The organism is Streptomyces melanogenes (genome assembly GCF_014649795.1).
Lineage (GTDB): Bacteria > Actinomycetota > Actinomycetes > Streptomycetales > Streptomycetaceae > Streptomyces > Streptomyces noboritoensis.
The window spans coordinates 192,232-216,829 of record NZ_BMTS01000012.1; the positions used below are offsets into that span (position 1 = coordinate 192,232).

A 24,598-nucleotide genomic window follows, 5' to 3' on the forward strand; every position below is an offset into this window, starting at 1 on the left:
CACGCACCATGCTGCCCTCCACGCACCTCGCCCTGCACGAAGCCCGCGCCGCCGAACTCCGCAAGGAGGCGGCCGACCACGCCCTCATACCGCGCGACCGCCGCCGCATACGCACCCAAGTAGGCCTGAAGCTGGTCGAGTTGGGCACCCGCCTCGCCCAGCCGCCCGCGCACCACCGGCACCGCACCCGTATCGCATGAGCGGCGACGGGGGGCAGAGCGCACGTACACGTACACGTCCTCCACTGGCCGCCGTCCTGACGGCCAACACCGTTTCCACCGCCGGCAGTTCGCTGACACTGATCGGCGTCCCGTGGTTCGTCCTGGAGACCACCGGGAGCGCCGGGCGGGCCGGGGTGGTGGCGTTCTGCGCCACCCTGCCGATCGTGGTGGCCGCGCTGGTCGGGGGCCCGGTCATCGACCGGCTCGGCCGGTGGGGGTCCCCCCTGCTCCTTAAGAGCTTGGGGGAGGGTGAGCGTCGGCTCCGATCTCGTCTGCGCGTTCGCCGTCGGAGCCATCCCGCTCCTCCACTTCGCGGGCGCGCTCCACTTCTGGCTGCTGTGCGCGCTGATGGCGCTGGAAGGGCTGGCCGCCACGCCCGGCCGGACCGCGCGTTACGTCCTGGTCCCCGACCTCGCCGAGCGCGCCGGTACGACCCTGACCCGCGCGGCCAGCCTCTTCGACGCGGTGCAGCGCGGCGCGCGGATGGCGGGCGCCGCGCTCGCCGGGCTGCTGATCGCGCTGGTCGGCGCGGAGTCCGTGCTGCTCCTGGACGCGGCGACGTTCGGCACGTCCGCGCTCCTGGTCGCCCTCGGCATCCGCGGCATCCGCGCGGCCGAGCCGGTCCGGGGCGCGGCGCCGGTCTCCCTCACCACCTACCGGGCCGAACTCCGCGAGACGTACGCCTTCTTGCTGCGCGCCCGGCTGCTGCTCGCGGTCAGCGTGATGGTCATGGTCACCAACGGCCTCGACCAGGGCTGGAACGCCGTCCTGCTGCCCGTGCACGCCGAACGCGAACTCGGCGGCGCCACCCAACTCGGCCTGCTCACCGCCTCGTTCGGCGCGGGCGGACTGCTGGGCGCGCTGCTGTACGGCGCGGTCGGCCACCGGTTCCCCAGGCGCGCGGTGTTCACGGTCGCCTTCGTCCTGGCGGGCGCGCCGCGCTTCGTGGTGGCCGCCCTGACCGGCTCGGCACTGCCGCTCGCCGCCACGATGGCCCTCGGCGGCCTCGCGGGCGGCATGCTCAACCCGATCCTGACGACGGTGACGTACGAACGCGTCCCCCAGGAACTGCGCAGCCGCGTCTCCGGCGCCCTCACAGCGGGCTGCGAACTGGCGATGCCACTGGGCGGCCTGGGCGCGGGACTATTGGTGGACGCGGCGGGAGCGCGGGGCGCGCTGCTGGCGGTCGGGGCGGCGTACTTGGCGACGACGCTGAGCCCGCTGGTGTTTCCGGTGTGGAGGACGATGGATACAGCGGAAGTCCCGCAGAAGAGCGACGAGTTGACGCGAGAGGGCGCGGGAGCCGCACGCTGAGCAAGTGAGCGAAGTGCGGCGACCCCATGTGCCTTTAGGGGCGCGGGGAACTGCGCGACCAGTTGGGGACGGCCCGCAGACGAACAACAGGCCCCCAGGGGAAGCACTCAGCAGCTCGGAACGTCCCCACCCTTGTCCAGCGCCTTAAGCGCAGACACCGCACCCGACAGGGTAGTGACGGGAATCAACCGCAACCCACCCGGCAGCTCAGCCTTCGCATCCGAGCACTCCGCCTTCGGCACCAGGAACACCGTCGCCCCGTCCCGCCGAGCCGCCCGCGTCTTGAGCGACACCCCGCCGACGGCACCGACGCTCCCGTCCGCCGCGATCGTGCCCGTACCGGCGACCGTACGGCCGCCCGTGAGCTCGCCGCCGGAGCCGTTGCCGTCGAGCTTGTCGACGATGCCGAGGGAGAACAGCAGGCCCGCGCTGGGCCCGCCGACGTCGGCCAGGTTGAGGGTGACCTTGACCTGCTTGGAGCCGATGTGGAGGTAGTTCAGGGCGGCCGCGGTGGCGCTGTCCTGGGACTCCTTCATCTCGGCCTGGTTGTGCTCGGTGATCTCCTCGTCGCTGCCGCCGCTCGGGTAGACCGAGTCGCGGGGCATGACGGCCCGGTCGGTACGGAACCAGGCGCGCACCACGTCCGCGATCCCGACGTCGGCGGACGGCCCGGTCGCCTCGATGGTCGTCATCCGCAGCTGCCCGGTGGTGTGCCGGGCGGGCCTGCCCTCGATGGTGATCACCGGCGTGCCCTTGTCGTCCCCGAGCACGTTCGCGGTCAGACCCGGCTGCGCCACCGAGAACGGCAGCGGCGCGAAGCCGGCGACGGCGAGCAGCGCGACGACGGGGGCGGAACCGATGGCGAGGTTGCGGAGGCGTGAGTGACGGGGGTGCACGGACCCAATGTATCGGGGCGGGTCCCCCGGCCCGGGCTCCGCCCCGGGCCGCTCACCGCAGCGCGTCCGCGACCTCCCGCGCCGCGTCCACCACCCTCGGGCCGACCCGCTCCGGCACCGCGTCCGCGAGCATCACCACGCCCACGCTGCCCTCTATCCCGGTGACGCCGACCAGCGGTGCGGCGGCGCCGCTGGCCCCGGCCTCCAGTTCGCCGTGGGTGAGGGTGAAGCCCGGGTCGACGAGGCCCCCGGCCTGGCGGGCGGAGAGGATGGCGCGGCCCGCCGCGCCCCGGTCGAGCGGGTGGCGGAACCCGGCCCGGTAGGCCACGTGGTAGTCGGTCCAGGTCGGCTCGACGACGGCGACGGCGAGCGCGTCGGCCCCGTCGACCAGCGTGAGGTGGGCGGTCGCCCCGATGTCCTCGGCGAGCGAGCGCAGCGCGGGCAGGGCCGCCTCCCGTACGAGGGGATGGACCTGCCGGCCCAGGCGCAGCACGCCGAGGCCGACCCGGGCGCGGCCGCCCAGATCACGTCGTACGAGGGCGTGCTGTTCCAGTGTGGCGAGCAGACGGTAGACGACCGTCCGGTTGACGCCGAGTTTGTTGGACAACTCGGTGACGGTCAGTCCGTGGTCGGTGTCGGCGAGCAGCTTGAGGACACGCAGTCCCCGGTCGAGCGTCTGGGAGGTCTCCGCGGTCACGACGCCCACTCCTTATGGTGAGTCGCGGCGGCTCCCCACGGGATCGCGGCACCGGTCCCATCGGCGACGCGCACAGAGGCCGCCGGCAGGCCATGGCACCGGCTGCGCTCCGCGGCGGCGCTGCCACGGGGCGTTTTGCATGGCGGGACAGTAGCGATCGGTCCCGCTCAGCGGAAGCCCTCGTCCAGAATCCGGGCGCGCAGGTTGACGACCCGGGGCTTTCCTCCTGGTTCAGGACCTAAGTCCAGGGTGCCCGGGACCTTGGTCGCCGCAGGCGACTTTGCTTTCCCATTACTGTTGCGGTGTGCGAGGGGCGCCCGCGGGGGGCGGCCCTCGCCGCCGCATCCCGTCCCCACGGGAGAAGGCGGGGCCCGCCATCGCACCCGGGCCCCGCCGACGGCGTACGAGGACTCAACTCCCGTACGCGAACACGTGATTGACCGGACGTCGATTGACCGGACTCACTTCATCCGGGTGGCCCACTCCTGCACCTTCTTGATCCGCTCCCGGATCTGCCCGGCGGTCGCCTCGGCGCTCGGCGGCCCGCCGCACACCCGCCGCAGCTCGGTGTGGATGACGCCGTGCGGCTTGCCGCTCTGGTGGACGTACGCGCCGACCATCGTGTTCAGCTGCTTGCGCAGCTCCAGCAGCTCCTTGTGGGAGACGACGGGCCGGCGCTCGGCGGGCATCTCCAGCAGGTCGGCCTGCTCGGCGGGCTTCTGCCGGCTGTGCGCGATCTGCCGGGCCTGCCGCTTCTGGAGCAGCAGCTGCACCTGGTCGGGTTCGAGGAGCCCGGGGATGCCGAGGTAGTCCTGCTCCTCCTCGCTCCCGGGGTGGGCCTGCATGCCGAACTCGGCGCCGTCGTACAGCACCCGGTCGAAGACGGCGTCCGATTCGAGGGCCTCGAAGGGGAGCATGTCCTGGTCCCCGGTGTCCTCGTCCTGCTGCTTCTCGGCCTCGGCGAGGAGCTTGTCCTCCTCGGCGTACGGGTCCTCCTCGCCGTCCTTCTTGGGCTTGTCGAGCACGTGGTCGCGCTCGACCTCCATCTCGGAGGCGAAGCTCAGCAAGGTGGGGATGGTCGGCACGAAGACGGAGGCGGTCTCGCCGCGCCGCCGCGACCGTACGAAACGGCCGACGGCCTGGGCGAAGAAGAGGGGGGTGGAGATGGTGGTGGCGTAGACGCCGACGGCGAGCCGAGGCACGTCGACACCTTCAGAAACCATACGAACGGCGACCATCCACCGATCGTCGCTGGCGCTGAACTCATCGATCTTCTTGGAGGCACCGTTGTCGTCCGACAGCACGACCGTCGCCTTGTTGCCCGTGATCTCCCGGATCAGCTTGGCGTAGGCGCGGGCGGAGTCCTGGTCGGAGGCGATGACGAGGGCACCGGCGTCCGGGATGCCCTTGCGGACCTCGGTCAGCCGCTGGTCGGCGGCGCGCAGCACGTTCGGCATCCAGTCGCCGCGCGGGTCGAGCGCGGTACGCCAGGCCTGCGAGATGGCGTCCTTGGTGAGGGGCTCCCCGAGCCGCGCCTCGATCTCGTCCCCGGCCTTGGTGCGCCAGCGCATGTTGCCGCTGTACGAGAGGAAGATGACGGGCCGCACGACGCCGTCGCCGAGGGCGTTCCCGTATCCATAGGTGTAATCGGCGGAGGACCGCCGAATCCCGTCATTGCCCTCCTCGTACGTGACGAAGGGGATGGGATTGGTGTCGGACCGGAAAGGGGTACCGGTGAGGGCGAGCCGCCGGGTGGCCGGATCGAACGCCTCCAGGCAGGCCTCGCCCCAGGACTTGCTGTCGCCCGCGTGGTGGATCTCGTCCAGGATGACGAGGGTCTTGCGCTGCTCGCACCGGTTGCGGTGGAGCATGGGCCGGACGCCGACACCGGCGTACGTCACGGCGACCCCGTGGTACTCCTTGCTCAGCGGCCCCGCGCTGTAGTCGGGATCCAGCCGGATGCCTATCCGCGCCGCGGCCTCCGCCCACTGCTTCTTCAGGTGCTCGGTCGGCGCGACGACGGTGATCTGCTGCACGACGTGGTGGTGCAGCAGCCACGACGCGAGCGTCAGCGCGAACGTCGTCTTGCCGGCGCCGGGCGTGGCGACGGCGAGGAAGTCACGCGGCTGCTCCTGGACGTACTTCTCCAGCGCCCCCTGCTGCCAGGCTCGCAGCTTGTTGGCGGTACCCCACGGGGCACGGCCGGGAAAGGCGGGTGAGAGGTGGTGGGAGGCGGTAGTAGTCACGGTCTCCGGTTCGTGCGGTCGGGGCGGCGGGCTCGACTGTCGCGGGCTTGGCTGTCGCGGGCTCGGCTGTCGCGGTCGCGTTCTCGTACGTACGACAACCGGGCCACCTTACCGGTGGGGTGGGGGCGAATCGGGGTCGACGGGGCGGTGGGGTGAGCGGGTTCACAGGGCTGGGAGGCTCCCCACCCCGCCCCTTCCCGAAAGCCCTGGGCGGGCGGCCGGGAGCTTCGTCTGCGGACCGTGCTGGGTTGCTCGCGCAGTTCCCCGCGCCCCTACAGGGGCGCCCCGAAGGGGCGCATCTAAGGGGCGCATCTAAGGGGCGCGGGGAACTGCGCGACCAGTTGGGGCCGGCCCGCAGACGAACGACTACCTCGGGGTCCTGGGGCTCAGCCCCCGGGAAACCGTCCTCAGCCCCCCACCCACCCCCGGAGGGTTTAGGGAAGGGGCGGGGAGGGGCAACTCACCGCTCCCCGAGCCGCACCCCCACCCACGCCCCCACCACCGCAACCCCCGCCATCGGCAGAAACACCGCCACAAACGCCCCAGGATGCCCAGCCGACACCCCCGCCACAGCGTCATGCGCAGCCCCCACACCCCCACCCCCCAGCGCCGCGAACGCCGCCCCGCCCCCCGCGAGCAGCAGCACGTTCGACAGCCCGTCCGAGATCTGGAGGGCCGCCGAGTTCGCCCCCGCCTCCTCCGGCGCCGAGAGCTTCAGCAGCAGCACGCTGGTCGAGGCGATGACCATGCCCATCCCGAAGCACCCCACGCCCCAGGCGACCGCCACCACCCACACCGGCACCCACGAGACGAGCACGCTCGGCGCCGCCGCGATCGCCGCCGCGACCATGATCATCCCCAGCACCATCAGCCGCTCCCGGTGCGGCTCGGCCCACGGCCGAGCCTGCACGTACGACCCGAGCGCCCACGTCGCCCCGCCTGCCGCCAGCGAGAACCCGGCCATCGTCGGCGACAGCCCCCGCTGCGTCACCAGCATCAGCGGTACGAACGACTCCGCCGCGATGAACGACCCCGCCGCGATCCCCCGCAGCAGCACCACGGCCGGCAGCCCGCGCGCCGCCCGGTACGTCCCGCGCGGCAGCAGCCCGCGCCGCCCGGCGACGGCGGGCACCAGCAGGGCGAAGCCCGCGGCCGCCGGCAGCAGCGACAGCCACCGCAGGTCCTGCCCGGCGTACTGGAGCAGCCCCGCCCCCAGCGAGATCATCAGCGCGAGCCGGATCCGCCGCCGGTCGAAGGCCTCGACGGGCGCGTCCGGGTCGGCGGGCCCGGAGGCCATCCTCCGTATCGCGGGTAGGGCAAGCGCCAACGGAAAGACGACGAGAGCGGGAATCCCCACGAACACCCACCGCCACCCGAGGTGCTCGGTGATGGTCCCCGCCGCGAGCGGCCCGACCACCGACGGCACCACCCAGCTCGCCGCGAACGCCGCCATGATCGCGGGCCGCATCGGCTCGGGGTAGGCGCGCCCGACGACGACGTACAGCGCCACGATGACCAGCCCGCCGCCGAGCCCCTGCACGGCGCGCCCGGCGATGAACGTCCACATGTTCACCGCCGTACCGGACAGCAGCAGCCCCGCCCCGAACGCCGCTATCCCCACCGCGAGCGCCCCCAGCGGCCCCCGCCGGTCCGCCCACTGCCCGGCCACGACCATCCCGAACAGGCTGGTCGTGAAGTACGAGGAGAAGGCGAACGCGTACAGCGACACCCCGTCGAGCTCCCGCGCCGCGACGGGCATCGCGGTCCCCACGGCGGTCGCCTCGAAGGCGATGAGGAGGACGACGGCGATGGTGCCGATGCTGAGGGCGCGGTGGGTTTTGCAGAGAATGCCGGAGCTACCGCCGGATTCGACGCTCAGGTCGGCGACATCGGCGGCTCGGTCGGACGGGGTGACATCCGCATCGGCGGACTCCAGGGCACTCATGGGCCTCACAGTAAGGGCCTAGACCGGGTTTGACCCCTGTCCAGAGAAGGGTCCCCAGGTCAGCATTTGGTCGTACGCCCCAGGCCCCACCCCACCCGCCCCACATGAACGCAACATGGCAGTCCCATTGCAGCCCCCCACCGCCTCTTCCCCGCCCCTCCCCCACCCCCTACGGTCGAAGAAGTCACCACACGGCCGTGTGCCCGAGTGGCTGAGGGGCTCGCCTGCAAAGCGAGTTACGCCGGTTCGATTCCGGTCACGGCCTCCAGAACACCCGCGAAGCGGGCGCCCCCACGGCGCGGGGGCGCCCGCTTCGTCCGCTCTCCGCCCTCGGGACCCACTACCCCCGGCGCGGGACAAGTACGGGCTTCTCCGGCAGCCCGCCGCCGCGTTCACAGCCAAGTGCCACGGCCAGGGCCCGGGACGCGGAGTGCAGAACGATGAGGCTGGCCTCACGCAGCGGACGGGAGTCGACATCCGGCGGATACCGGTCCGACAACTCCCCGCCGACGAGCGCCGGACGCCCCTTGGACCCGGGCAGCGCCGGGCTGACGCACTCGAAGTAGAGATAGGACCGCTTGACTCCGGCCAGCGCCTGCTTCCCCATCGAGTACGGGTGCAGACTCGGCGCGAGATCGCCGCCGAGAAGCTCCCACTCGTCATGCAGCGCAAACCGCAGACGGGCATCCGTGAGATCGCCCCCGCCCTTGACATACACGGAACACATGGTGCGGTCGCCCGGCGACGGGACGCCGGGGGCACCTTTCCGGAAGTCGTCCGTCAACGCTGAGGCCGTGCTCGATACCCCTTCGCCTTCCGAGTGGGGGAAGAAGAGTTTCGCCCCGGTCACTGTCTCCAGCGCCGACACCGCCTCCCCCTGGAAAGCTCCGCCGCATAACTGGCCCGCAGACACGAATCTGTTGTCGCCCTCGGCGCCGGCGCCGCCGCCGCACGCAACCAGTGCGAGCGCCGCCACTACGACCAGCGGAACACCTCGCAGCCCACTCCACCGCGCCACAGTAGGCGCCTCCTTCTTGAGTCAGCCCGTCTCAGGGTCGTTGCCCTGCTGGTTCTCGCGCGAGTTGCCCTTCACGTATCCCAGATCCACAGCATCCTGCAGATCCTGTGCGAACTCGCTTCTGGACCAGATCCCGTGGTAGCTCATGAAGCGCTTCATGGGTGACTCCGCGCTGTACTCCCCCGCCTTGAAGACGGCGGTCTTCTGTTCCCGGGTGAGCTCCTCGATCTTCTCCTTGTGGTCGTCGACCTTCTTGTCCGACCAGTCGCCCACTACCTGACCGGCGATCTGTTCCACAGCGCCATGACTCGTGTCCACGGCCAGCGGCACGAGAACGGCGGCCGCCCCGGCCGCCGCCGCGGTGGCTGGTAGGAAGGCCACACCCGCGGCGATCGCCGAGGTCGTACCGAACTCCACCCAGGCGGAACGCTTGGCGTGCGCCTTCTCGTACTCCTCGTGCTTCTTCATTCCCTCGGCTTCGACCTGGTCGGCCCGGGACTGGTCGAGCATTCCCTGCACCTCGGCGCCGGTCCGGAGAGCCTGCCGCATCGCCCCTTCGTGCATCTGGCCGTCGGGGCCAATCTGCGCCTCGAGCATGCTGGTTGTGTAGATACGCTCGGCAGTCGTCATCGAGGCGTAGGAGTCCGGATGCTGTCCCAGCGTGCTCAGGAATTTGAGGGCTTCGTCGTGGGTGAACTGAGCATGCGATCCCGAATTCCCACCTGGGGCGAAAACGCTGTCCGGCTGATTGTCGTCGATGGCTCGATTAATGTCGTCGAGATACCCCGCCCCCATGCTCCCAAGGCTGTCGGCCAGCGCCTCCTGATGCCGCAGCAGCTTGGGATCTTCCCCGTACTTCGCCACCACGTCCTGCATGATCTGCGCTGATGTCTCGTCTCGTCGCAGCTGTGGGTGGGGATCATCCCAGGCATGCCCGAGTGTCGCAGCCTCCAACGCATGCCCGAACGCATCCGTCGTATAGCCCGCAGACTTCCTGGCGTCACCCGGATCGTGACCGTCAATATCAGGGAAGGACTTATAGCCCTCCCGGCCGAAATAGTCGAGGTAATTTCCGATCGGGCGACCGGACGCGTCCTTCCCCAAATCCGCCGCCCCGCTCCCGACCGTCCCATCCTCGTTGTACGCAGTCGGCTCGGCAGAGAAGAACCGCTTCGACGCCTCCGGGCTGTGGCCGAGTGCCTCCAGCATGGACGTCACCGGGTCGCAGCCGGAACCGTTCAACCCGGACGGATTGAACGGGTTCTTCTGCCAGCCCCCGACCGGCTTCGTGTCCGCGAACAGATACGGGTTCTTCTGGTGCAGCTGAACCACATGCTCGGCAATCGGATTGAGGAACCTGGGGTCGTAGTTTCCGTAGCGCATGATCCCGCCGAGCAGCTGATACCCGTACGGCGGATTCGTGTCGTACTTCGCCAGCGCAATCCGCTCGGTGCCGAGCTTCCGTAGCTCGCCGCCCCAACTGTCCTGCAGATGCCACTTGTTGTCGGGATCGGTCGCGGTGGCCAGATTGAGCCCGAGGTTCTTCTGCAGTTCCTGAACGTCCTTGAGCCGCTCCTTGTCCACCCTCGCGTAGTCGTACGTATCGGTCGACAACTGCCCGAAGAATTCGAGCGCACCCTTCGGCCCCAGCTTCGCGTAGAACGTCGTGGCGAACTCCGCCGACCCGTGGTTGTCCCGCAACAACTCATTGAGCTGGTCGAGTTCGGTGTGGCTGATGGCCCGCCCCTTGGAGGCGAGGTCGACGGCCCGCTGCGCTTCCTCCGCGTCCAGGCTGGAGAACCGGGGCGCGGTGAAGTTGTGGTCGTCCGTGACGTTCGCCGCCAGCGCGAGGCGCAGCGACTCGTCGGCGTCGCCGCACTCCTCGACCAGCGCGGTGACCCGCCGCTGCCACTCCGCGAGGTTATCGTTCTGCTTCTTCAGTTCAAGGGAGAAGTCCGGGGCGTGGCGGGCCGTGTAGTCGCCGGAGACGGAGTAGCGGGCGGTGACCTTGCCATGGGAATCGACGACGATGCCGGCTTTGTCCGAACCGTCGACGATCTTCTGTAACTCGTCCTTCGCCCGCTTGAACGCCGCGTACCCGTCGTTCAGGACCGCGTGGATCCCCTTCGCCTCCGCCGCCGCGTCCTCGAACTCCTTGGCCGTCTTGCCGATGAAGGCCCTGGTCACACCGGCGTTCACCCCGGCCCAGTCGGCCGCGTCGGCGTGCGCCTTCATCCCCTTACGGGCTTCCTCGGCCAGGGTTTTCAGTCTGCCGACCATGTCCGACCAGTCGTCGACCGCCACCTTCAGCTTGTCGAGCGGCGCGTTCACCACGTCGTCGTACGTGAGCATGTCCTGATACCGACCTTGGGTAGCTCGAAGTCCCTCTACTTGTCGCTTACTTCAGGTACTCGTCGATCCGCGACACCGCGATCAGCTCGCCCCCGACGCGCTCGTCGTCCTTGGCGTGGGCGGCCATCGAGTAGTCGAGGTGGTTGGGGATCTGCGCGCAGGCGTCGCTGAGGGTGCGCAGCTGGGTGTCCCACTTGGCGCGGACCTTCGCCAGCTCACCGCCGCTGGTGAAGTTGCGGGCGCTCAGCGCGGTCGCGGCGGCGCCGGTGGATTCGCGTGCGTGATTGCCGTCGCGCTTGAGCCCGTCGTGGAGCTTGAAGGCGTCCCCGCCGACCACGCCGAGGTCGTCGCGCCGGACGCTGAGGTCTGCGGCACCGGGGCCGTTCGTCCCGCTCGGCCCGTTGTCCGCGCGGTTCAGCCGCATCGCCACGTTTGCTGCCGCGCTGGCGTGCGCCTGGCGCCACTCTTCCTCGAACGACATGCGGATCCCGCCCCCGTACGCCCCCGGACGACTCTTTACCGTTTCCACAACGTACGGACGCCACGCTCTTCGCGCCAGCACATGGTCCGGCTATGGGGTTACGTGGCCGTTTCATCCCCCCTGAATGGCTGGGATGGGGCCGGTGGGTTGACGTGGGCCGCTGTTGTACGTGGCCTAGGTGGTGCGGCGCCGTCGCGAACGTACGAGCGGTACGGCTACGGCTGCCCCTACGACTGCCACCGCTCCGATTCCGATCCAGAGGCCTGTGTTGCCGCCGCTGTCGCCGTCGGTGTCGCTGGCTGCCGTTTGCGGGGCGGCGGGCTTGGAAGTGGCGGGTGTGCTTGAAGGGGCCTGGGGGGAAGGGGAGTTGGCGGCGGCGGCCAGGTCGGGGAGCGGGTACTCGTTCGCCGGGCCGGGGTCGCCTGGGTTCGTCAGGGCGATACGGGGGCGGACGACTCCGTAACCGATGTAGTCCGTGCGCTTCTCACCGTTACGGGGGCCGCCGGCCGTGTTGAGCATGACCCGGAGGACCTGGTTGTTGGTCCACTGGGGGTATTTGGACCAGATCAGGGCGGCGGAGGCGGAGGCGAGGGCGGTGGCGTCGCTTGTGCCGTGGCTGGTGCAGATCCGGGTGCCGCCGCCACATGCTTCCGTCATCTCGTCCCCGGGCGCTGCGAGGTCGACCTGCGGACCGTGCTGCGACTCCTTGGTCGCCTCGATCTTCTTGTCGACAGCGGCCACACCCACTACCCCGGGGGTGGCTGCCGGGTATTCGACCGGGTTGCCCTTGTCTCCACCGTTGCCGACGCCGGCGAAGATCAGGGAGCCTTTGGACAACGCATACTTCACTGCAGCGGTGAGTTCGTCCGCCCCTTCCGGCGCAGCTTGCGAAATATTGATCACCTTTGCGCCGTGATCCGCGGCATAACGGATCCCCTCACTCACTTTCTGGAGCCACATGGGGATGTTCGCCAGTTTCGCCCCCTCCGTGTCCTTCGGAAGCCGCACTGGAAGAACCTTTGCCCCGGGTGCCAGACCGTAGGACCCCTCCGCTGCCGACCTCTTGCCCGTCGCCGCAATCAAGGCAGCCATACCAGTGCCGTGGCCGTCCCAGTCGGAGTTCTCGTCGCCTTGCTTGCTGGAGAGATCAAGACCGGGCAGCACCTGTCCCCGGAGGTCGGCCAGAGTGTCGTCGACACCGCTGTCGATGACCGCGACAGTGACGCCCTTGCCCGTGCTGATCTTCCACATCTCATCCGCTTTCATGGCGTCGAGATGCCACTGCCGCTCGCGGACAGTCTCCGCGTGGGCGGGCGTGGCGGCAATGCCCACCAGCAGGGCCCCCAAGACGACGGACACGGCACGGCCGTGCCTCATGACTCGATGGCTGCTGGTAGGCATACGCTTCCTTCGTAAGGGCTCAGTCGATTACAGGCGGCACAATACGGCGGTCGCTCTGCTGCCAGGTCTCTTCGTCCTCGGTGAGGTAGTCGGGACGCTCGCTTCCGCGCTCGTCCCGCCGCCCGGGGGCGCCGTGCGTGCCAGGCGGGATCATGCCGCCTCGCCCGGCCCGACCTGCCTGAGAGCCGCCGTCCGTGTTGCGTACGAGACCGGAGCCGCCCTCGGTGAAGGGGCGACCGCTACGGGTGCCGGGCGTGGTGGGACGACCGCCGACGATGCCGCCGGGCTCGCCCGCCAGGCGGCGTCCGCCGGAGACCCCGCCTCGGGGGCCTCCCCCACCGAGGCCGCCGCCCGGGCCGTGGGCCATCGGGGGCCGGCCCTGCGTCGCGCCCTCGTGACCGACGACGGTGCCCCGGGGGATGCCGGTGGTCGGACGACCGGTGCTGGGCGGTACCTGGCGGCCGCCGACGATGCCGTTCTCGCGCGGCACCTTGCTTGTGGGCAGACCGCCCACAGTGTTCTGGCTCGGCAGACCAGGTCCGCGCAGACCGCCTGTCGCCTGCCGTCCGCCCACGACACCAGGACCGGGGAGCCCGTTCTTACCACCTCCACCGAAGGGGGAAGGCGGCATCACGGGCGGCTGCGCCAGGGGCACGTCCGGCCTACCGGTCAGCGGAGGGGGAGTTGGGACGACTTGGGAGGTGGGCCCACCCGGGGTTGTTGGCGGCAGCGTGTCCAGACCGTTGATCTCCGTTCCGACAGGCCGATCAGGCATGTGAGTCGGAGCGATCACGGAAGCAGGCGTCACGTGGTGCGGTGTCCCCACCGTGCCGCTAGGCGGCGCCGAAGGGGTCGTCAGGTGTCCGACTGTCTGCGTGGTCGAAGTCTTGCTTCCCCGAGACGTGGACGTCTGCGCTCCCCCGATGTAATGGCGCTCGTCAACTGCCCGGGCCTCCGGCACAAACACCGCCGGCGGCGGCGGAAACACCGGCGGCCGCAGCGCAGCTATCTGCTCCCCCGAGTGCACGTACGCGTCAGCCAACCGCTTCAGCCCCTGCACCGCCTCCTGCCGCTGACCCTCCATCTTCTCGTTGAGGCCGGTCAGCTTGGCCGAGGCGTCGCGGGCGTCCTTCTGGCCGTCGGGGTCGTGGTGGGCGGCCACGTACAGCTTCTGGGTGTCCGTGGCCTCCTTCTTGAGCGCGGGGTCGTAGGCCGGGACCGAGGACTTGACCTGGGCGATCGCGTTCGAGACGGCGTCCAGGGTGGTCGACGCGGCGTTGCTGTACGCGCCCAGGCCCAGCGTGGCCATCGCCGCGTCGTGGCCCCAGTCGGTGAACGCCTTCGCGCCCTCGCCCGTCCAGACGACGCGGCTCATGTGGGCCTTCAGGTCGTCGCCGATCTCGGTGATCGTCTTGGCCGCGTCGGCGAGCTTCTTGGCGAGGTGGGAGGCGGAGTCGGCCTTCATGCCCTGGACCATGGTCCAGAGCTCCTGGTGCGACTTCTGCTCGAAGTTGGTCCGCTCCAGCGGCGGGGTCTTCGGCGCGCCCTGCCCCCGCTCCTGCCCGGGCCCGGGCCCCTTCCCCTTGTTCTCAGCCATGTCGCCGCACCGCCATCCCCTGCAATCCGCGCTCCATCAGATCGACCCGCCCGTCGCACCCTTGTCCGGCGCCTTCGGCGCGGGCGCGCCGGCCGTGCCGGGCGCGTCCGTCCCGTACAGCTCCTGCTGCCGGTGGAGCTCCCCGCTGATCGCCCGCATCCGGTCCCGTACGTCCGCGTCCACGCCGTCGTACCCGTTCTCCGCCGCCAGGACCGCGATGCACAGGCCCTCGATCTGCATGCCGAGGGCCTTGGAGAGCTGGCCGATCTGGTCGTGCACGATCTCGTACGTGCCGTACAGGAACGCGCTCTCCTTCAAGTCCTCCGGGCCCAGTTCGGACTTGGTCAGGCGGTCCGCGCCGATCTTGACGGACGCCGCCTCCGAGTCGTTGAGCTTGGTGAGCAGCGCGTCGACCCGCTTCTTGAAGGTGAGCATCGACTCGGCCTCGCGCGCGAGGTCGGCCGCCGCCACGACGGCGGCACCGGCCGCCGCGCCGATGACCGGCATCATCCCGAGCACGGGTGCCAGCGTGTTCACCCCGGGCCCCACGTCCCCGCCGCCGTCCTGCGCCACAGTCGCCTCCCCGTTCCCCGTTCCCCGTTCCCCCACTGCTTCAGAAGTAACTGTAGCCAGCACCTCTGACACCAAGCACTCCCCCAATGGTCAATTGGTTCCCCGGGATGGGCATTTGAGGGTAGAGGGGGGATGCGACAGGGATACGGAAGGGTCAAATCCCTTCAGGGTGGCCGGTGGCAGAAACGGGTGTGGGGCGGGTCAGCGCCCGCCCCACTCCACCGATCAACCAGCCTGGGCGGACCGCTCCTACGCGCCCGCCGCCGCCACAACCACCGCAGCCTGAGGCCGAATCGGCAACCGGTTCACCGGCCGCCCCGTAGCCGCCCGTACCGCCGACGCGACCGCCGCCGGGGACGTCACCACCGGGACCGCGCTCGCCGCCTTCGCGCCGAAGGGGGCCACCACGTCGCGCTCCTCGACCAGTTTGACGATGCGGATGTCGGGGGCGTCCAGGGCCGTGGGGAGGGCGTAGCCCGTCAGGTCGGGGTGGCGGATCAGGCCGCGGGCCGTGCGGAGGTTCTCCGTCAGGGCCGCGCCGACCCCCTGCGTCACGCCCGCCTCGATGCGGGCCGCCAGCTGGCCGGGGTTGAGGACCCGGCCCACGTCCTGGGCGACCGCGAGCTCCACCACCCGTACCGAACCCAGCTCGATGTCCACGTCCACCACCGCGCGGATCGCGCAGAAGGCCAGGCCCACGAACGCGTCGCCCTGGCCCGTCTCGTCCAGCGGCTCGGTGGGGTGCGGGCGGCACTGGGCCGTGGCCCAGAGTTCCTTGCCGTCCATCGCCTCGGTGACCGTCGTGGAGAGGACGCCGTCGTACGACGTGATCTTGCCGTCGGCGATCTGGAGCAGTTCCGTGGACATGCCGAATTTGTGCGCCAGGGGCTGGAGCAGTTGCGTGCGGACCATCTTCGCCGCTCGTTCCACCGCCCCGCCGGACACCCATGTGTGGCGGCCGTGCGACGCCGGGCCCGCGGGGGGCTGGTCCGTGTCGACCGGGGCCACGTGGACCTCTTCGATGCCCAGGGTCTCCTGGACGATCTGGCGGGCGAGCGTGGTGAAGCCCTGGCCCGTGTCGACCGCCGCGCAGATCACCGTGGCCACACCGTCCTGCACCTTGACCGTGGCCGTCGACACCTCGTCCGTGCCCTCGGCGCCCAGCATGTGCACCATGCCCAGCGCGTAGCCCACGCCCCGGCGCACCGCGCCCGGCTCTCCCGCGCCCTCGGGGCCGCCCGGCAGCAGCCAGTCGTCCTCGGGGTCGTCCTTGGGGAGGGTGGGGAGGGGGAAGTCCCTTACGGCAGTGAGGAGTTCGGCCACCGGGGCCGGGCAGGTCACCGTCTGGCCCGTCGGCAGCAAGTCGCCTGTCGCCAGCACGTTGCGCAGGCGCAGCTCCGCCGGGTCCAGGCCCAGCTTGGCCGCCAGCTTGTCCATCTGGCCCTCGTAGGCCGCGCACACCTGCATCGCGCCCTCGCCCCGGACATGGCCGGAGGGCGGGTTGTTCGTACGGACCGCCCAGCCCTCGACGAAGGCGTGCGGGACGACGTACGGGCCGCAGGCGAACGCCACCGCGGCCGCGAGGGACTCGGAGGACGCCTCGGCGTACGCGCCCGCGTCCAGCAGGATCTGCGCCTCCACCTTCACCAGGCGGCCCTCCGCGTCCGCGTGGTGGCGGTAGCGCAGCAGCGTCGGGTGGCGGTGGGCGTGTCCCAGGAACGACTCCTCGCGGGTCGCCGTCAGCTTCACCGGGCAGCCGGTCCGCAGCGCCAGCAGGCCCAGCGGGAGCTGGAAGCCGGAGTCCTCGCGGTCGCCGGTGGCGCCGGGGACGCCGGTGACGACCACCTTCACGCGCTCCGGGTCCAGGCCGAAGCACGCCGCCGCGAGGTCGCGGTCGGCGTGCGGGTCGGTGGACGCGGTGTAGATCTCCACGCCGCCGTCGGGGCGCGGCACCGCGAGCCCCGCCTCGGCGCCGATCGGGGCCGGGTCCTGGCGGCCGATCCGGTACAGCCCCTCCACCACGACCTCGCCGGTCACGTCCGGGTCGCCGTACTGGAGCGGGATGTGGCGGATCAAGTTGCCGTCGGGGTGCAGGGGTTCGGCCGCGAACGCCTTCTCCGGGTCGGTGACCGGCTCCAGGAGCTCGTACTCGACCGCGATCGCCGCCGCCGCGAGCCGGGCCGTGTCGGGGTGGTCGGCGGCCACCGCCGCGATCGGCTCGCCGTGGTGGCGCACCACGTCGGCGGCGAAGACCGGGCGGTCCGCGACGCCCCGGCCGTGCGCGGCGTCGCCGGGCACGTCGGCGTGGGTCACCACGGCCCGTACGCCCGGCATCTCGGCCGCCGCCGAGGTGTCGATCGAGACGATCCGGGCCGACGCGTGCGGCGAGCGCAGCACGGCCGCCCACAGCAGGCCCTCGGCCCACAGGTCGGAGGCGTACGGGAAGGTGCCCTCGGTCTTGGCGCGCGCGTCGGCGGGGCGCAGCGAGGCGCCGAGCCCGTGGCCGGGCGCGGTCGGCTGCTCCGGGCCGGTGCCCGTACCGTCGACCGCCGCGGTCGTCGCGGTGGCTGCGTCGTTGCTCACGCCATGCCTCCGTCGTGCGTGTGCGGGGGCTGGACGCCGCCCGCGCCGGGCCCTGCCTGATGCGGAATGCGGGCCGCTTCCTCGCCGGTCCCGGCCGCCGGGTGCCCGGACGCCTCGTGCGCGGCGGCCGTCTGCGCCTCGCGCCCGGCCACCACGTCGCGTACGGCGTCGAGCACGCCCCGGTAGCCGGAGCAGCGGCAGAGGTTGCCGCAGAGCGCCTGCCGGGTCTCCAGCTCGGTCGGCGCGTGGTTGCCTTCGAGCAGGTCGTGGACGGTCATGGCCATGCCCGGGATGCAGAAGCCGCACTGCACGGCCCCGCACTCGGCGAGCGCGCGCTGCACGTCGGAGGGCTCGCCGTCGACCGCGAGGCCCTCGACCGTACGCACCTCGGAGCCGGCGGTGGTGGCGGCGGGCACCAGGCAGGAGGCGACCAGACGGCCGTCGACCTGCACGTTGCACGCGCCGCACTCGCCCTGCGAGCAGCCGTCCTTGGCCCCGGCGAGACCGAGCCGCTCGCGCAGCACGTAGAGCAGCGACTCGCCGACCCACGCCTCGGTGACGGGCCGGTCGGTGCCGTTGACGCGCAGGACGTAGGAGGCACGCGGGTGCTCCAGGTCGGCGGCGGGCGGCAGCACCGGCTCCGGCTCGGGGACGGGGAGCGGGGTGGGGATGGCTTCGGGCTCGGGCTCCGGGACGGGCTCGGGGTCCGGTGCCGATTCCTGTACGGGTACGGGTTCCGGGGCGGGCTCGGGCTCCGGGAGCGGCTGGGCCTGCGCCGCGTGGACGGGCTCCGGCTCGGGCTCGGGCAGCGGCTCTGCGGCGGATGCCTGAGCGGCGGCCTCGTCCGGGCCCGGCAGCTCCTCGTCGGCCGTGTCCGCGTCCGCCTCGGCGCGTACCTCCTCGCGCGGCTCCTGCGGCGCTTCCTCCCGTACCTCCGTCGCCAGCGCGGCCGACCAGGGCGCGGGCGCGCCGCCGGGCAGGGTCGCGCCGGGGCCGGGCGGGTTCCAGGACAGGACCGGCTCCGGGCGTACGGGCGCGGGGGCCGGGAAGTCCACGGGCGCCGGGGCGTCCGCCGGGGCGGCGAACTCGGCGGGCGCGGAGAGGTCCAGGGACGCCTGGTGGTGGGCTTCCGCGGTCGCCTGGTGCACCTGGTGCGCCTGCGCGGCGAAGTCCTCCACGCGCGCGTCGGCGACCTCCGGCTCCACGGCGGGTTCGGGCAGCGGCTGCTCCGTCGCCCAGGGCGCGGCCGCGCCGCCGGGCAGGGTCGCCGGAGGCGTCGTCCCCCACTGCTCGATGAGGGAGGACGTACTGAATTCGCCCGATTCGTCCGGCAGTTCGCCGTCGGCGACCGGGATCGTCCACTGGCCGGTCAGCGCGGAGTCGTCCGAGAAGTTCCACTGACCGGTGGCGTGCCGGTCCTGCAGCGGGTCGGCCAACGGGTCCGGCTCGGACTGCGGGGGCGCGGGCACGGCGGACGCGTCGGGCCACTGCACCGACCGCACCTGGCTCTCGCCCCGGTCCGCCTCGGGCAGCGGGCCCGGGATCGTCCAGGAACCGGTCGCGGCCGGGTCGGTCGCGGCGGCGGGCGTCAACGGCACGATCATCGGCGGCACATAGCCGTGCCCCGGCGCGGCCAGCGGGTCGCCGCCGAGCAGCGCGTCCAGGTCCGCGGGCAGCTGGACGAAGGCGGTCGCGCCGTCGTCGTACTCGCCGCCCTGCGGGACCGGCTGCCAGCCGCCCGTCCCGCGCGCGCGGTTGTCGCCGTATCCGGCGTCGTGGTTGTCGCTCACGACAGCGCCCTCCCCAGTGCTCGTCGGGCCAGCGCGGCGACCGTGCGCCGCAGGTGCAGTACGGCGGGCGACAGCGCGGGGGGCTCCGTGCCGTCGGCCGCGGGTACCGGGTCCGGGATGCAGGCGGCGGCCACGTACTCGCCGAAGGCGTTGAGCGCCTCCGGGGCCAGCGCCGCCCGCTCGCCGTCCCAGTCGATCAGGGAGGCGATCCAGCGCTCGGCCTCCAGCGGCCGCAGCGGCATCGGCGCGATCGCGCCCACCGCGCAGCGCACCCCGCGCCGGGCCGGGTCCAGGACGACGGCGACCGAGGCGGTGGCGCGGCCGGGGCCGGTGCGGCCGGTCGCCTTGAGGAAGACCTGGGGGGCGTGCAGCAGCGGCACGCGGACGTGGCCGATCAGCTCGGCGGGGGCCAGCAGCTCGCGCCCGGCCAGCAGGTGCGAGACCGGGATCTCCCGGCGCGCGCCCTCGGGACCGGCGATGACCAGGGTGGCTTCGAGCGCGGCGAGCACCGGCAGCGCGTCGCCGGTGGGCGCGGCCGAGGCGATGTTGCCGCCGAGGGTGCCCGCGTTGCGGATCTGCGGGGGGCCGGCGGCGCGCGCGGCCGCCGCGAGCGCCGGGATGAGCGCCGCGAAGTCCGGGCGCCCCATCCGCGCGTGTGTGAGCCCCGCGCCGAGGAGTGCGTGGCCGTCCTGGTACTGCCAGCCGCGGATCTCGTTGATCCGGCCGAGTCCGACGAGGCCCGCCGGGCGCAGCAGGCCCCGGTTCACCGCCGCCATCAGATCGGTGCCGCCCGCGACGGGCACGGCGGCGGGCATGGCGGCGAGCGCCGCCACGGCCTCGTCGAGCGAGGCCGGCAGTGTCACCGACTGCGCCGCCTGCGGTGCGTGCGTGGTCAACCCAGCTGCCCCTTCCCGGTGTCCCGGCCGTCCCGACTGTCCCGCCAGTGTGTGGCTGTGCGTGGCCGTACCGTACGTGCTCACAGCCCGGACGTGGCAACTCTGGCACATCTTCCGAGCCGCCCGACGCGAGGGTCCGCGAAGGACAGATCCGTCCCCGACCAGGGGAATGGTCCGGATTCACAGCTGTTGTACGACTTATCCGCGCGGGGGCTGGGCGGGACGGCCACCGATCACCGTTCCAGGGTCCCGGGCCGCGGGACCCCGTCTTGCGCCCCGGCTCACACGTTTGGGGGCGACCCGTCGATCGGGCGTCCGAGCACTCCCGGGCGCTTTTGCCAGGGCAACGGGCCGCCGGGAGGCCGGTAAGCGACGCCGAGGGCGTCAAGTCGGGGGTAGTGCGAGCGCATTCGCCGCTCGAAATCGGCGAAGTCGCGCGCGGCGGGGGCGGGCAGCGCCGACCACGCCACCTCCGCGAACGCCGCGAGCCGGGGGAACACCTGGTAGTCCACGCGCCCCTGGTCCTGCATCACCTCGGTCCAGACATTGGCCTGAGTGCCCAGCACGTGCCGCGCCTCGGCCTCGGTCAGCTGGGGCGGCACGGGCTCGAAGCGGTACACGTCCTCAAGCGTCCGTACGTATCCGATGGGCATCGGCTCGTCCGGCCCGGGCGCCTGCCGGTGGTCCAAGTAGACCTGCTGCTCGGGGCACATGACGACGTCGTGGCCCGCCCGCGCGGCCTCGATGCCGCCCGCGTAGCCGCGCCAGGAGGAGACGGCCGCGCCGGGCGCGAGCCCGCCCTCCAGGATCTCGTCCCAGCCGATGGCCCGGCGGCCCCGGTCGGCCAGCCAGCGGTCGAAGTGCCGGATGAACCACGACTGGAGCCCGTCCTCGTCGGCAAGGCCCAGTTCCTTGATACGGGCCTGGGCGGCCGGGGACGCCTTCCACTGGTCCTTGGGGCACTCGTCGCCGCCGATGTGGACGAACGGGGACGTCTCGGCGGGGAAGAGTGCGAGGACCTCCTCCAGCACTCCCTCGTAGAAGCGGAGGGTGTTGTCAGTGGGGGCGAGTACGTTCGGATTGACGCCCCAGGTGTCCCAGACGGAGAGGCGGGTCGTGTCGATGACGTCGGTGTTGCCCAGTTCCGGGTATGCGGCGATGGCCGCCTGCGAGTGGCCCGGGATGTCGATTTCCGGAACCACGGAGATATGCCGCTCGGCGGCGTACGCGACGATCTCGCGGATGTCGTCCTGGGTGTAGAAACCGCCGTGCGGCTTCTCGTCCCACAACTCCGAGGCGCGGTGGCCGTACTTGGTCCGCGCGCGCCAGGCGCCGACCTCCGTCAGCCGCGGGAAGCGCTTGATCTCGACGCGCCAGCCCTGGTCGTCGGTGAGGTGGAAGTGGAAGACGTTCAGCTTGTGCGCGGCGAGCAGGTCGAGGTAGCGCAGCACCCCGTCCTTGGGCATGAAGTGGCGTGAAACGTCCAGCATCAGACCGCGCCAGGCGAACCGGGGAGCGTCCTCGACGACTTGCCGCGTGAGGCCGCGCCGGGCGCCGGGGTCGGCGCACGCCTTGCGGTACGCGTCGGGGCCGAGCAGCTGACGCAGCGTCTGCGCGCCCCAGAAGACGCCCGCGGCGCTGCCGCCGACGATCTCGACGCGCTGGGTGACGGTGAGGCGGTACGCCTCGGGTTCGAGGGTGGGGTCGATACGCAGGTCGATGGCGCCCGGGGTGCCCGCCTCGCCCGGCGGCATCGGGCGCCCCAGGGCGACGCCGACGGTGTTCCGCAGCCAGCGGGCGACGGTTTCGGTGCCGGGTCCGGCGACGAGCGCGGTCGCCTCTCCGAGGACGAAGGCGCCCTCCCCGTGCTCCACGGAGCGGGGCGCCGGAACGAGGTCCATAGCCATGGGGGACACGGTATCCCCGGTAGTACGTCGTCTGCGGGCCGTCCCCAACTGGTCGCGCAGTTCCCCGCGCCCCTAAAAGCGCCCCTGCGGGGCGCCCCTGTAGGGGCGCGGGGCTGTGACATTTGCGGCTCCGCCGCGTGGGCGCGACCAGCCCAGCACGGTCCGCAGACGGACACCGGGCCAAGAAGGGGCTCGGCCGGACCTACTTCTTGTCCTTGCCGCCCTTGTCCTTGTCCCCGCCCGCGCCCATGGACTCGTAGATCTCCTTGCACATCGGGCAGACCGGGTACTTCTTCGGGTCGCGGCCCGGCACCCAGACCTTGCCGCAGAGCGCGACGACGGGGGTCCCGTCGAGCGCGCTCGCCATGATCTTGTCCTTCTGGACGTAGTGGGCGAAGCGCTCGTGGTCGCCGTCGCCGTTCGACACCTGCGGCGTCGGCTCTACGAGGGTCCCCGTACCTGCCCCGCGCTCGGGCTCAAGAGTGCTCATAAGTTCCTAGCGTACTGAAGCGCGGCGGCATCAGTTCAGCGAAGGGTCGTCCGGGTACGTCGCCACCATCGCCAGTTCGCTGCGCTGGCGGCGCAGCACCGCCCGCCACAGGGACTCCGGCTCCGGGGACGAGACGTCGCCCGGCTCGGACTCCACCACGTACCAGGCCCCGTCGCTCAGCTCGTCCTCCAGCTGGCCCGGGCCCCAGCCCGAGTACCCGGCGAAGATCCGCAACGAGCCCAGGGCGGCGGCGAGCAGCTCCGGGGGCGCCTCCAGGTCGACGAGGCCGATCGCCCCGTACACCCGGCGCCAGCCGAGGGGGCCCTCGTCGCCGGGGATGACGGCGACGCCGAGTGCGGAGTCCAGGGAGACCGGGCCGCCCTGGAAGACCACCCCGGGCTCACCGGCCAGGGACGCCCACGGCTCCAGGATGTCGCCGACGCCCACCGGGGTCGGACGGTTGAGGACGACACCGAGCGAGCCCTCCTCGTCGTGGTCGAGGAGCAGCACCACCGCGCGGTCGAAGTTCGGATCCGCGAGGGCGGGGGTGGCGACGAGCAGCCGCCCTGTGAGCGAGGACACCTCGGTCATGCGGACATGATCCCGCATCTTCGGCTCCGAGGGGGAGCGCACGGCAGCAATGGGGCGCACCGGCTTCGCGCCACGGCTCGGCACCGGGCCCGGTGGTGACCCTCCGCCGAACTCACCTCAGCGGAGCGTGTTGTGGCGAATTCATTACGGTTGCGAACCCCCCTTGGCCTTACAGGACATGGGTAGAAGCCCCTTACCCTTTTCTCTGGCCCCCTGCCCGACGATTCCGGAACGCGAGATTCATGACCGGCACAGACGATGTACTGCTTGTCCACGGCGGAACCCCGCTGGAGGGCGAGATCCGCGTCCGCGGCGCGAAGAACCTCGTGCCGAAGGCGATGGTCGCCGCCCTCCTCGGCAGCGGTCCGAGCCGGCTGCGCAATGTGCCCGACATCCGCGACGTGCGGGTCGTACGCGGTCTGCTGCAGCTGCACGGGGTGACGGTCCGCCCCGGCGAGGAGCCCGGCGAGCTGATCCTCGACCCGTCGCATGTCGAAAGCGCGAACGTCGCCGACATCGACGCGCACGCGGGTTCGTCGCGCATCCCGATCCTGCTCTGCGGCCCCCTGCTGCACCGCCTCGGCCACGCCTTCATCCCGGGCCTGGGCGGCTGCGACATCGGCGGCCGGCCGATCGACTTCCACTTCGAGGTGCTGCGGCAGTTCGGCGCGACCATCGAGAAGCGCGACGACGGCCAGTACCTGGAGGCCCCGCAGCGGCTGCGCGGCACCAAGATCCGGCTGCCGTACCCGTCGGTGGGCGCGACCGAGCAGGTCCTGCTGACGGCCGTACTGGCCGAGGGTGTGACCGAGCTCTCCAACGCGGCCGTGGAGCCCGAGATCGAGGACCTCATCTGCGTACTGCAGAAGATGGGCGCGATCATCGCCATGGACACCGACCGGACGATCCGGATCACCGGTGTCGACAAGCTCGGCGGGTACACCCACCGCGCCCTCTCGGACCGGCTGGAGGCCGCCTCCTGGGCGTCCGCCGCGCTGGCGACCGAGGGCAACATCTACGTCCGCGGCGCGCAGCAGCGGTCGATGATGACCTTCCTGAACACGTACCGGAAGGTCGGCGGCGCCTTCGAGATCGACGACGAGGGCATCCGCTTCTGGCACCCCGGCGGCTCGCTCAAGTCCATCGCCCTCGAGACGGACGTGCACCCCGGCTTCCAGACCGACTGGCAGCAGCCGCTGGTCGTGGCGCTGACGCAGGCCACGGGGCTGTCGATCGTCCACGAGACGGTGTACGAGTCGCGGCTCGGCTTCACGTCGGCGCTCAACCAGATGGGTGCGCACATCCAGCTGTACCGGGAGTGCCTGGGTGGCTCGGACTGCCGGTTCGGGCAGCGGAACTTCCTGCACTCCGCGGTGGTGAGCGGGCCCACGAAGCTCCAGGGCGCGGATCTGGTGATTCCGGACCTGCGGGGTGGGTTCTCGTACCTGATCGCGGCGCTGGCCGCGCAGGGGACGTCCCGGGTGCACGGGATCGACCTGATCAACCGGGGGTACGAGAACTTCATGGAGAAGCTGGTGGAGCTGGGGGCGAAGGTGGAGCTGCCGAACGGCGCGCTGAGCTGACCCGGGGGTTGGCCCCC

The 24,598-nt window shown here is 71.6% G+C and carries 18 protein-coding genes, 1 tRNA gene and 1 pseudogene; 4 read left to right on the plus strand and 16 right to left on the minus strand.

The annotated features are described in order from the left end of the window. Positions 1 to 8: 8 nt before the first annotated feature. Together IE252_RS25655 and IE252_RS25660 are read left to right on the plus strand one after the other, a co-directional pair. Positions 9 to 200, plus strand: a complete 192-nt coding sequence (locus IE252_RS25655) for a hypothetical protein (RefSeq protein ID WP_190091829.1) — start codon at positions 9 to 11, stop codon at positions 198 to 200. Then, positions 197 to 1,535 (plus strand): annotated as a pseudogene (locus tag IE252_RS25660) (MFS transporter). Before IE252_RS25655 ends, IE252_RS25660 begins: the two are co-directional and overlap by 4 nt. Before the next feature lie 107 nt (positions 1,536 to 1,642). Here the strand turns inward: IE252_RS25660 and IE252_RS25665 are convergent. From IE252_RS25665 to IE252_RS25680, 4 genes are all read right to left on the minus strand, one after another. Next, positions 1,643 to 2,431: a YlbL family protein gene (locus IE252_RS25665; protein WP_190091830.1), complete on the minus strand. Its 789-nt coding sequence runs from the start codon at positions 2,429 to 2,431 to the stop codon at positions 1,643 to 1,645. A gap of 52 nt (positions 2,432 to 2,483) precedes the next feature. Further along, positions 2,484 to 3,128 (minus strand): IclR family transcriptional regulator, encoded by a 645-nt coding sequence (locus IE252_RS25670; RefSeq protein WP_190091831.1) that lies wholly within the window; start codon positions 3,126 to 3,128, stop codon positions 2,484 to 2,486. 461 nt (positions 3,129 to 3,589) lie between these two features. After that, positions 3,590 to 5,374, minus strand: a complete 1,785-nt coding sequence (locus IE252_RS25675) for a DEAD/DEAH box helicase (protein ID WP_190091832.1) — start codon at positions 5,372 to 5,374, stop codon at positions 3,590 to 3,592. A 460-nt stretch (positions 5,375 to 5,834) separates the two neighbouring features. Next, a complete protein-coding gene (locus IE252_RS25680; RefSeq protein WP_190091833.1) occupies positions 5,835 to 7,319 on the minus strand; it encodes an MFS transporter in 1,485 nt (494 codons plus the stop codon). 193 nt (positions 7,320 to 7,512) lie between these two features. On the opposite strand from IE252_RS25680, the gene IE252_RS25685 reads away from it, so the two are divergent. Next, positions 7,513 to 7,587: transfer RNA gene (locus tag IE252_RS25685), tRNA-Cys, on the plus strand. Between the two features lie 72 nt (positions 7,588 to 7,659). Here IE252_RS25685 and IE252_RS25690 read toward each other — a convergent pair. From IE252_RS25690 to IE252_RS25745, 12 genes are all read right to left on the minus strand, one after another. After that, positions 7,660 to 8,295 carry a hypothetical protein gene (locus tag IE252_RS25690; protein ID WP_190091834.1) on the minus strand — a complete coding sequence of 212 codons (636 nt, stop codon included), beginning with the start codon at positions 8,293 to 8,295 and terminating at the stop codon, positions 7,660 to 7,662. A gap of 63 nt (positions 8,296 to 8,358) precedes the next feature. Then, positions 8,359 to 10,689: a hypothetical protein gene (locus tag IE252_RS25695; RefSeq protein ID WP_190091835.1), complete on the minus strand. Its 2,331-nt coding sequence runs from the start codon at positions 10,687 to 10,689 to the stop codon at positions 8,359 to 8,361. Positions 10,690 to 10,735: 46 nt separating this feature from the next. Next, positions 10,736 to 11,170, minus strand: coding sequence for a hypothetical protein (locus IE252_RS25700; RefSeq protein WP_190091836.1), 435 nt, complete (start codon positions 11,168 to 11,170; stop codon positions 10,736 to 10,738). Positions 11,171 to 11,344: 174 nt separating this feature from the next. Further along, on the minus strand, positions 11,345 to 12,571 hold the full coding sequence (gene mycP, locus IE252_RS25705; protein WP_190091837.1) for a type VII secretion-associated serine protease mycosin: 1,227 nt from the start codon (positions 12,569 to 12,571) through the stop codon (positions 11,345 to 11,347). Positions 12,572 to 12,590: 19 nt separating this feature from the next. Further along, positions 12,591 to 14,168 carry a WXG100 family type VII secretion target gene (locus IE252_RS25710; protein ID WP_190091838.1) on the minus strand — a complete coding sequence of 526 codons (1,578 nt, stop codon included), beginning with the start codon at positions 14,166 to 14,168 and terminating at the stop codon, positions 12,591 to 12,593. A gap of 36 nt (positions 14,169 to 14,204) precedes the next feature. Continuing rightward, positions 14,205 to 14,741, minus strand: a complete 537-nt coding sequence (locus IE252_RS25715; RefSeq protein ID WP_190091839.1) for a DUF2563 family protein — start codon at positions 14,739 to 14,741, stop codon at positions 14,205 to 14,207. A 249-nt stretch (positions 14,742 to 14,990) separates the two neighbouring features. After that, complete coding sequence (locus tag IE252_RS25720) at positions 14,991 to 17,324, minus strand: xanthine dehydrogenase family protein molybdopterin-binding subunit (protein ID WP_190091840.1); 2,334 nt, start codon at positions 17,322 to 17,324, stop codon at positions 14,991 to 14,993. Next, entirely contained in the window at positions 17,321 to 19,114 is a 1,794-nt protein-coding gene (locus tag IE252_RS25725; protein WP_190091841.1) for a 2Fe-2S iron-sulfur cluster-binding protein, read from the minus strand. The genes IE252_RS25720 and IE252_RS25725 overlap by 4 nt, the downstream gene beginning before the upstream one ends. Then, on the minus strand, positions 19,111 to 20,010 hold the full coding sequence (locus tag IE252_RS25730; RefSeq protein ID WP_067159623.1) for an FAD binding domain-containing protein: 900 nt from the start codon (positions 20,008 to 20,010) through the stop codon (positions 19,111 to 19,113). Before IE252_RS25730 ends, IE252_RS25725 begins: the two co-directional genes overlap by 4 nt. A gap of 281 nt (positions 20,011 to 20,291) precedes the next feature. Next, the gene (locus IE252_RS25735) at positions 20,292 to 21,917 is read right to left on the minus strand and encodes a beta-N-acetylhexosaminidase (protein WP_190091842.1); all 1,626 of its coding nucleotides are present in this window, start codon (positions 21,915 to 21,917) and stop codon (positions 20,292 to 20,294) included. Positions 21,918 to 22,119: 202 nt separating this feature from the next. Continuing rightward, on the minus strand, positions 22,120 to 22,407 hold the full coding sequence (locus IE252_RS25740; RefSeq protein WP_078966510.1) for a DUF3039 domain-containing protein: 288 nt from the start codon (positions 22,405 to 22,407) through the stop codon (positions 22,120 to 22,122). Positions 22,408 to 22,437: 30 nt separating this feature from the next. Then, complete coding sequence (locus IE252_RS25745; RefSeq protein ID WP_190091843.1) at positions 22,438 to 22,998, minus strand: YqgE/AlgH family protein; 561 nt, start codon at positions 22,996 to 22,998, stop codon at positions 22,438 to 22,440. Between the two features lie 242 nt (positions 22,999 to 23,240). Between IE252_RS25745 and murA the strand changes: the two genes are divergently transcribed. Continuing rightward, positions 23,241 to 24,581, plus strand: a complete 1,341-nt coding sequence (gene murA / locus IE252_RS25750) for a UDP-N-acetylglucosamine 1-carboxyvinyltransferase (protein ID WP_190091844.1) — start codon at positions 23,241 to 23,243, stop codon at positions 24,579 to 24,581. Positions 24,582 to 24,598 lie beyond the last annotated feature (17 nt).

Bases quoted from the DNA above. Each gene is read 5' to 3' on its own strand.
- IE252_RS25745 (WP_190091843.1), bottom strand. From the start codon at position 22,998: ATGACCGAGGTGTCCTCGCTCACAGGGCGGCTGCTCGTCGCCACCCCC.
- IE252_RS25700 (WP_190091836.1), bottom strand. From the start codon at position 11,170: ATGTCGTTCGAGGAAGAGTGGCGCCAGGCGCACGCCAGCGCGGCAGCA.
- IE252_RS25680 (WP_190091833.1), bottom strand. From the start codon at position 7,319: ATGAGTGCCCTGGAGTCCGCCGATGCGGATGTCACCCCGTCCGACCGA.
- IE252_RS25695 (WP_190091835.1), bottom strand. From the start codon at position 10,689: ATGCTCACGTACGACGACGTGGTGAACGCGCCGCTCGACAAGCTGAAG.
- IE252_RS25740 (WP_078966510.1), bottom strand. From the start codon at position 22,407: ATGAGCACTCTTGAGCCCGAGCGCGGGGCAGGTACGGGGACCCTCGTA.
- murA (WP_190091844.1), top strand. From the start codon at position 23,241: ATGACCGGCACAGACGATGTACTGCTTGTCCACGGCGGAACCCCGCTG.
- IE252_RS25710 (WP_190091838.1), bottom strand. From the start codon at position 14,168: ATGGCTGAGAACAAGGGGAAGGGGCCCGGGCCCGGGCAGGAGCGGGGG.
- mycP (WP_190091837.1), bottom strand. From the start codon at position 12,571: ATGCCTACCAGCAGCCATCGAGTCATGAGGCACGGCCGTGCCGTGTCC.
- IE252_RS25655 (WP_190091829.1), top strand. From the start codon at position 9: ATGCTGCCCTCCACGCACCTCGCCCTGCACGAAGCCCGCGCCGCCGAA.
- IE252_RS25735 (WP_190091842.1), bottom strand. From the start codon at position 21,917: ATGGCTATGGACCTCGTTCCGGCGCCCCGCTCCGTGGAGCACGGGGAG.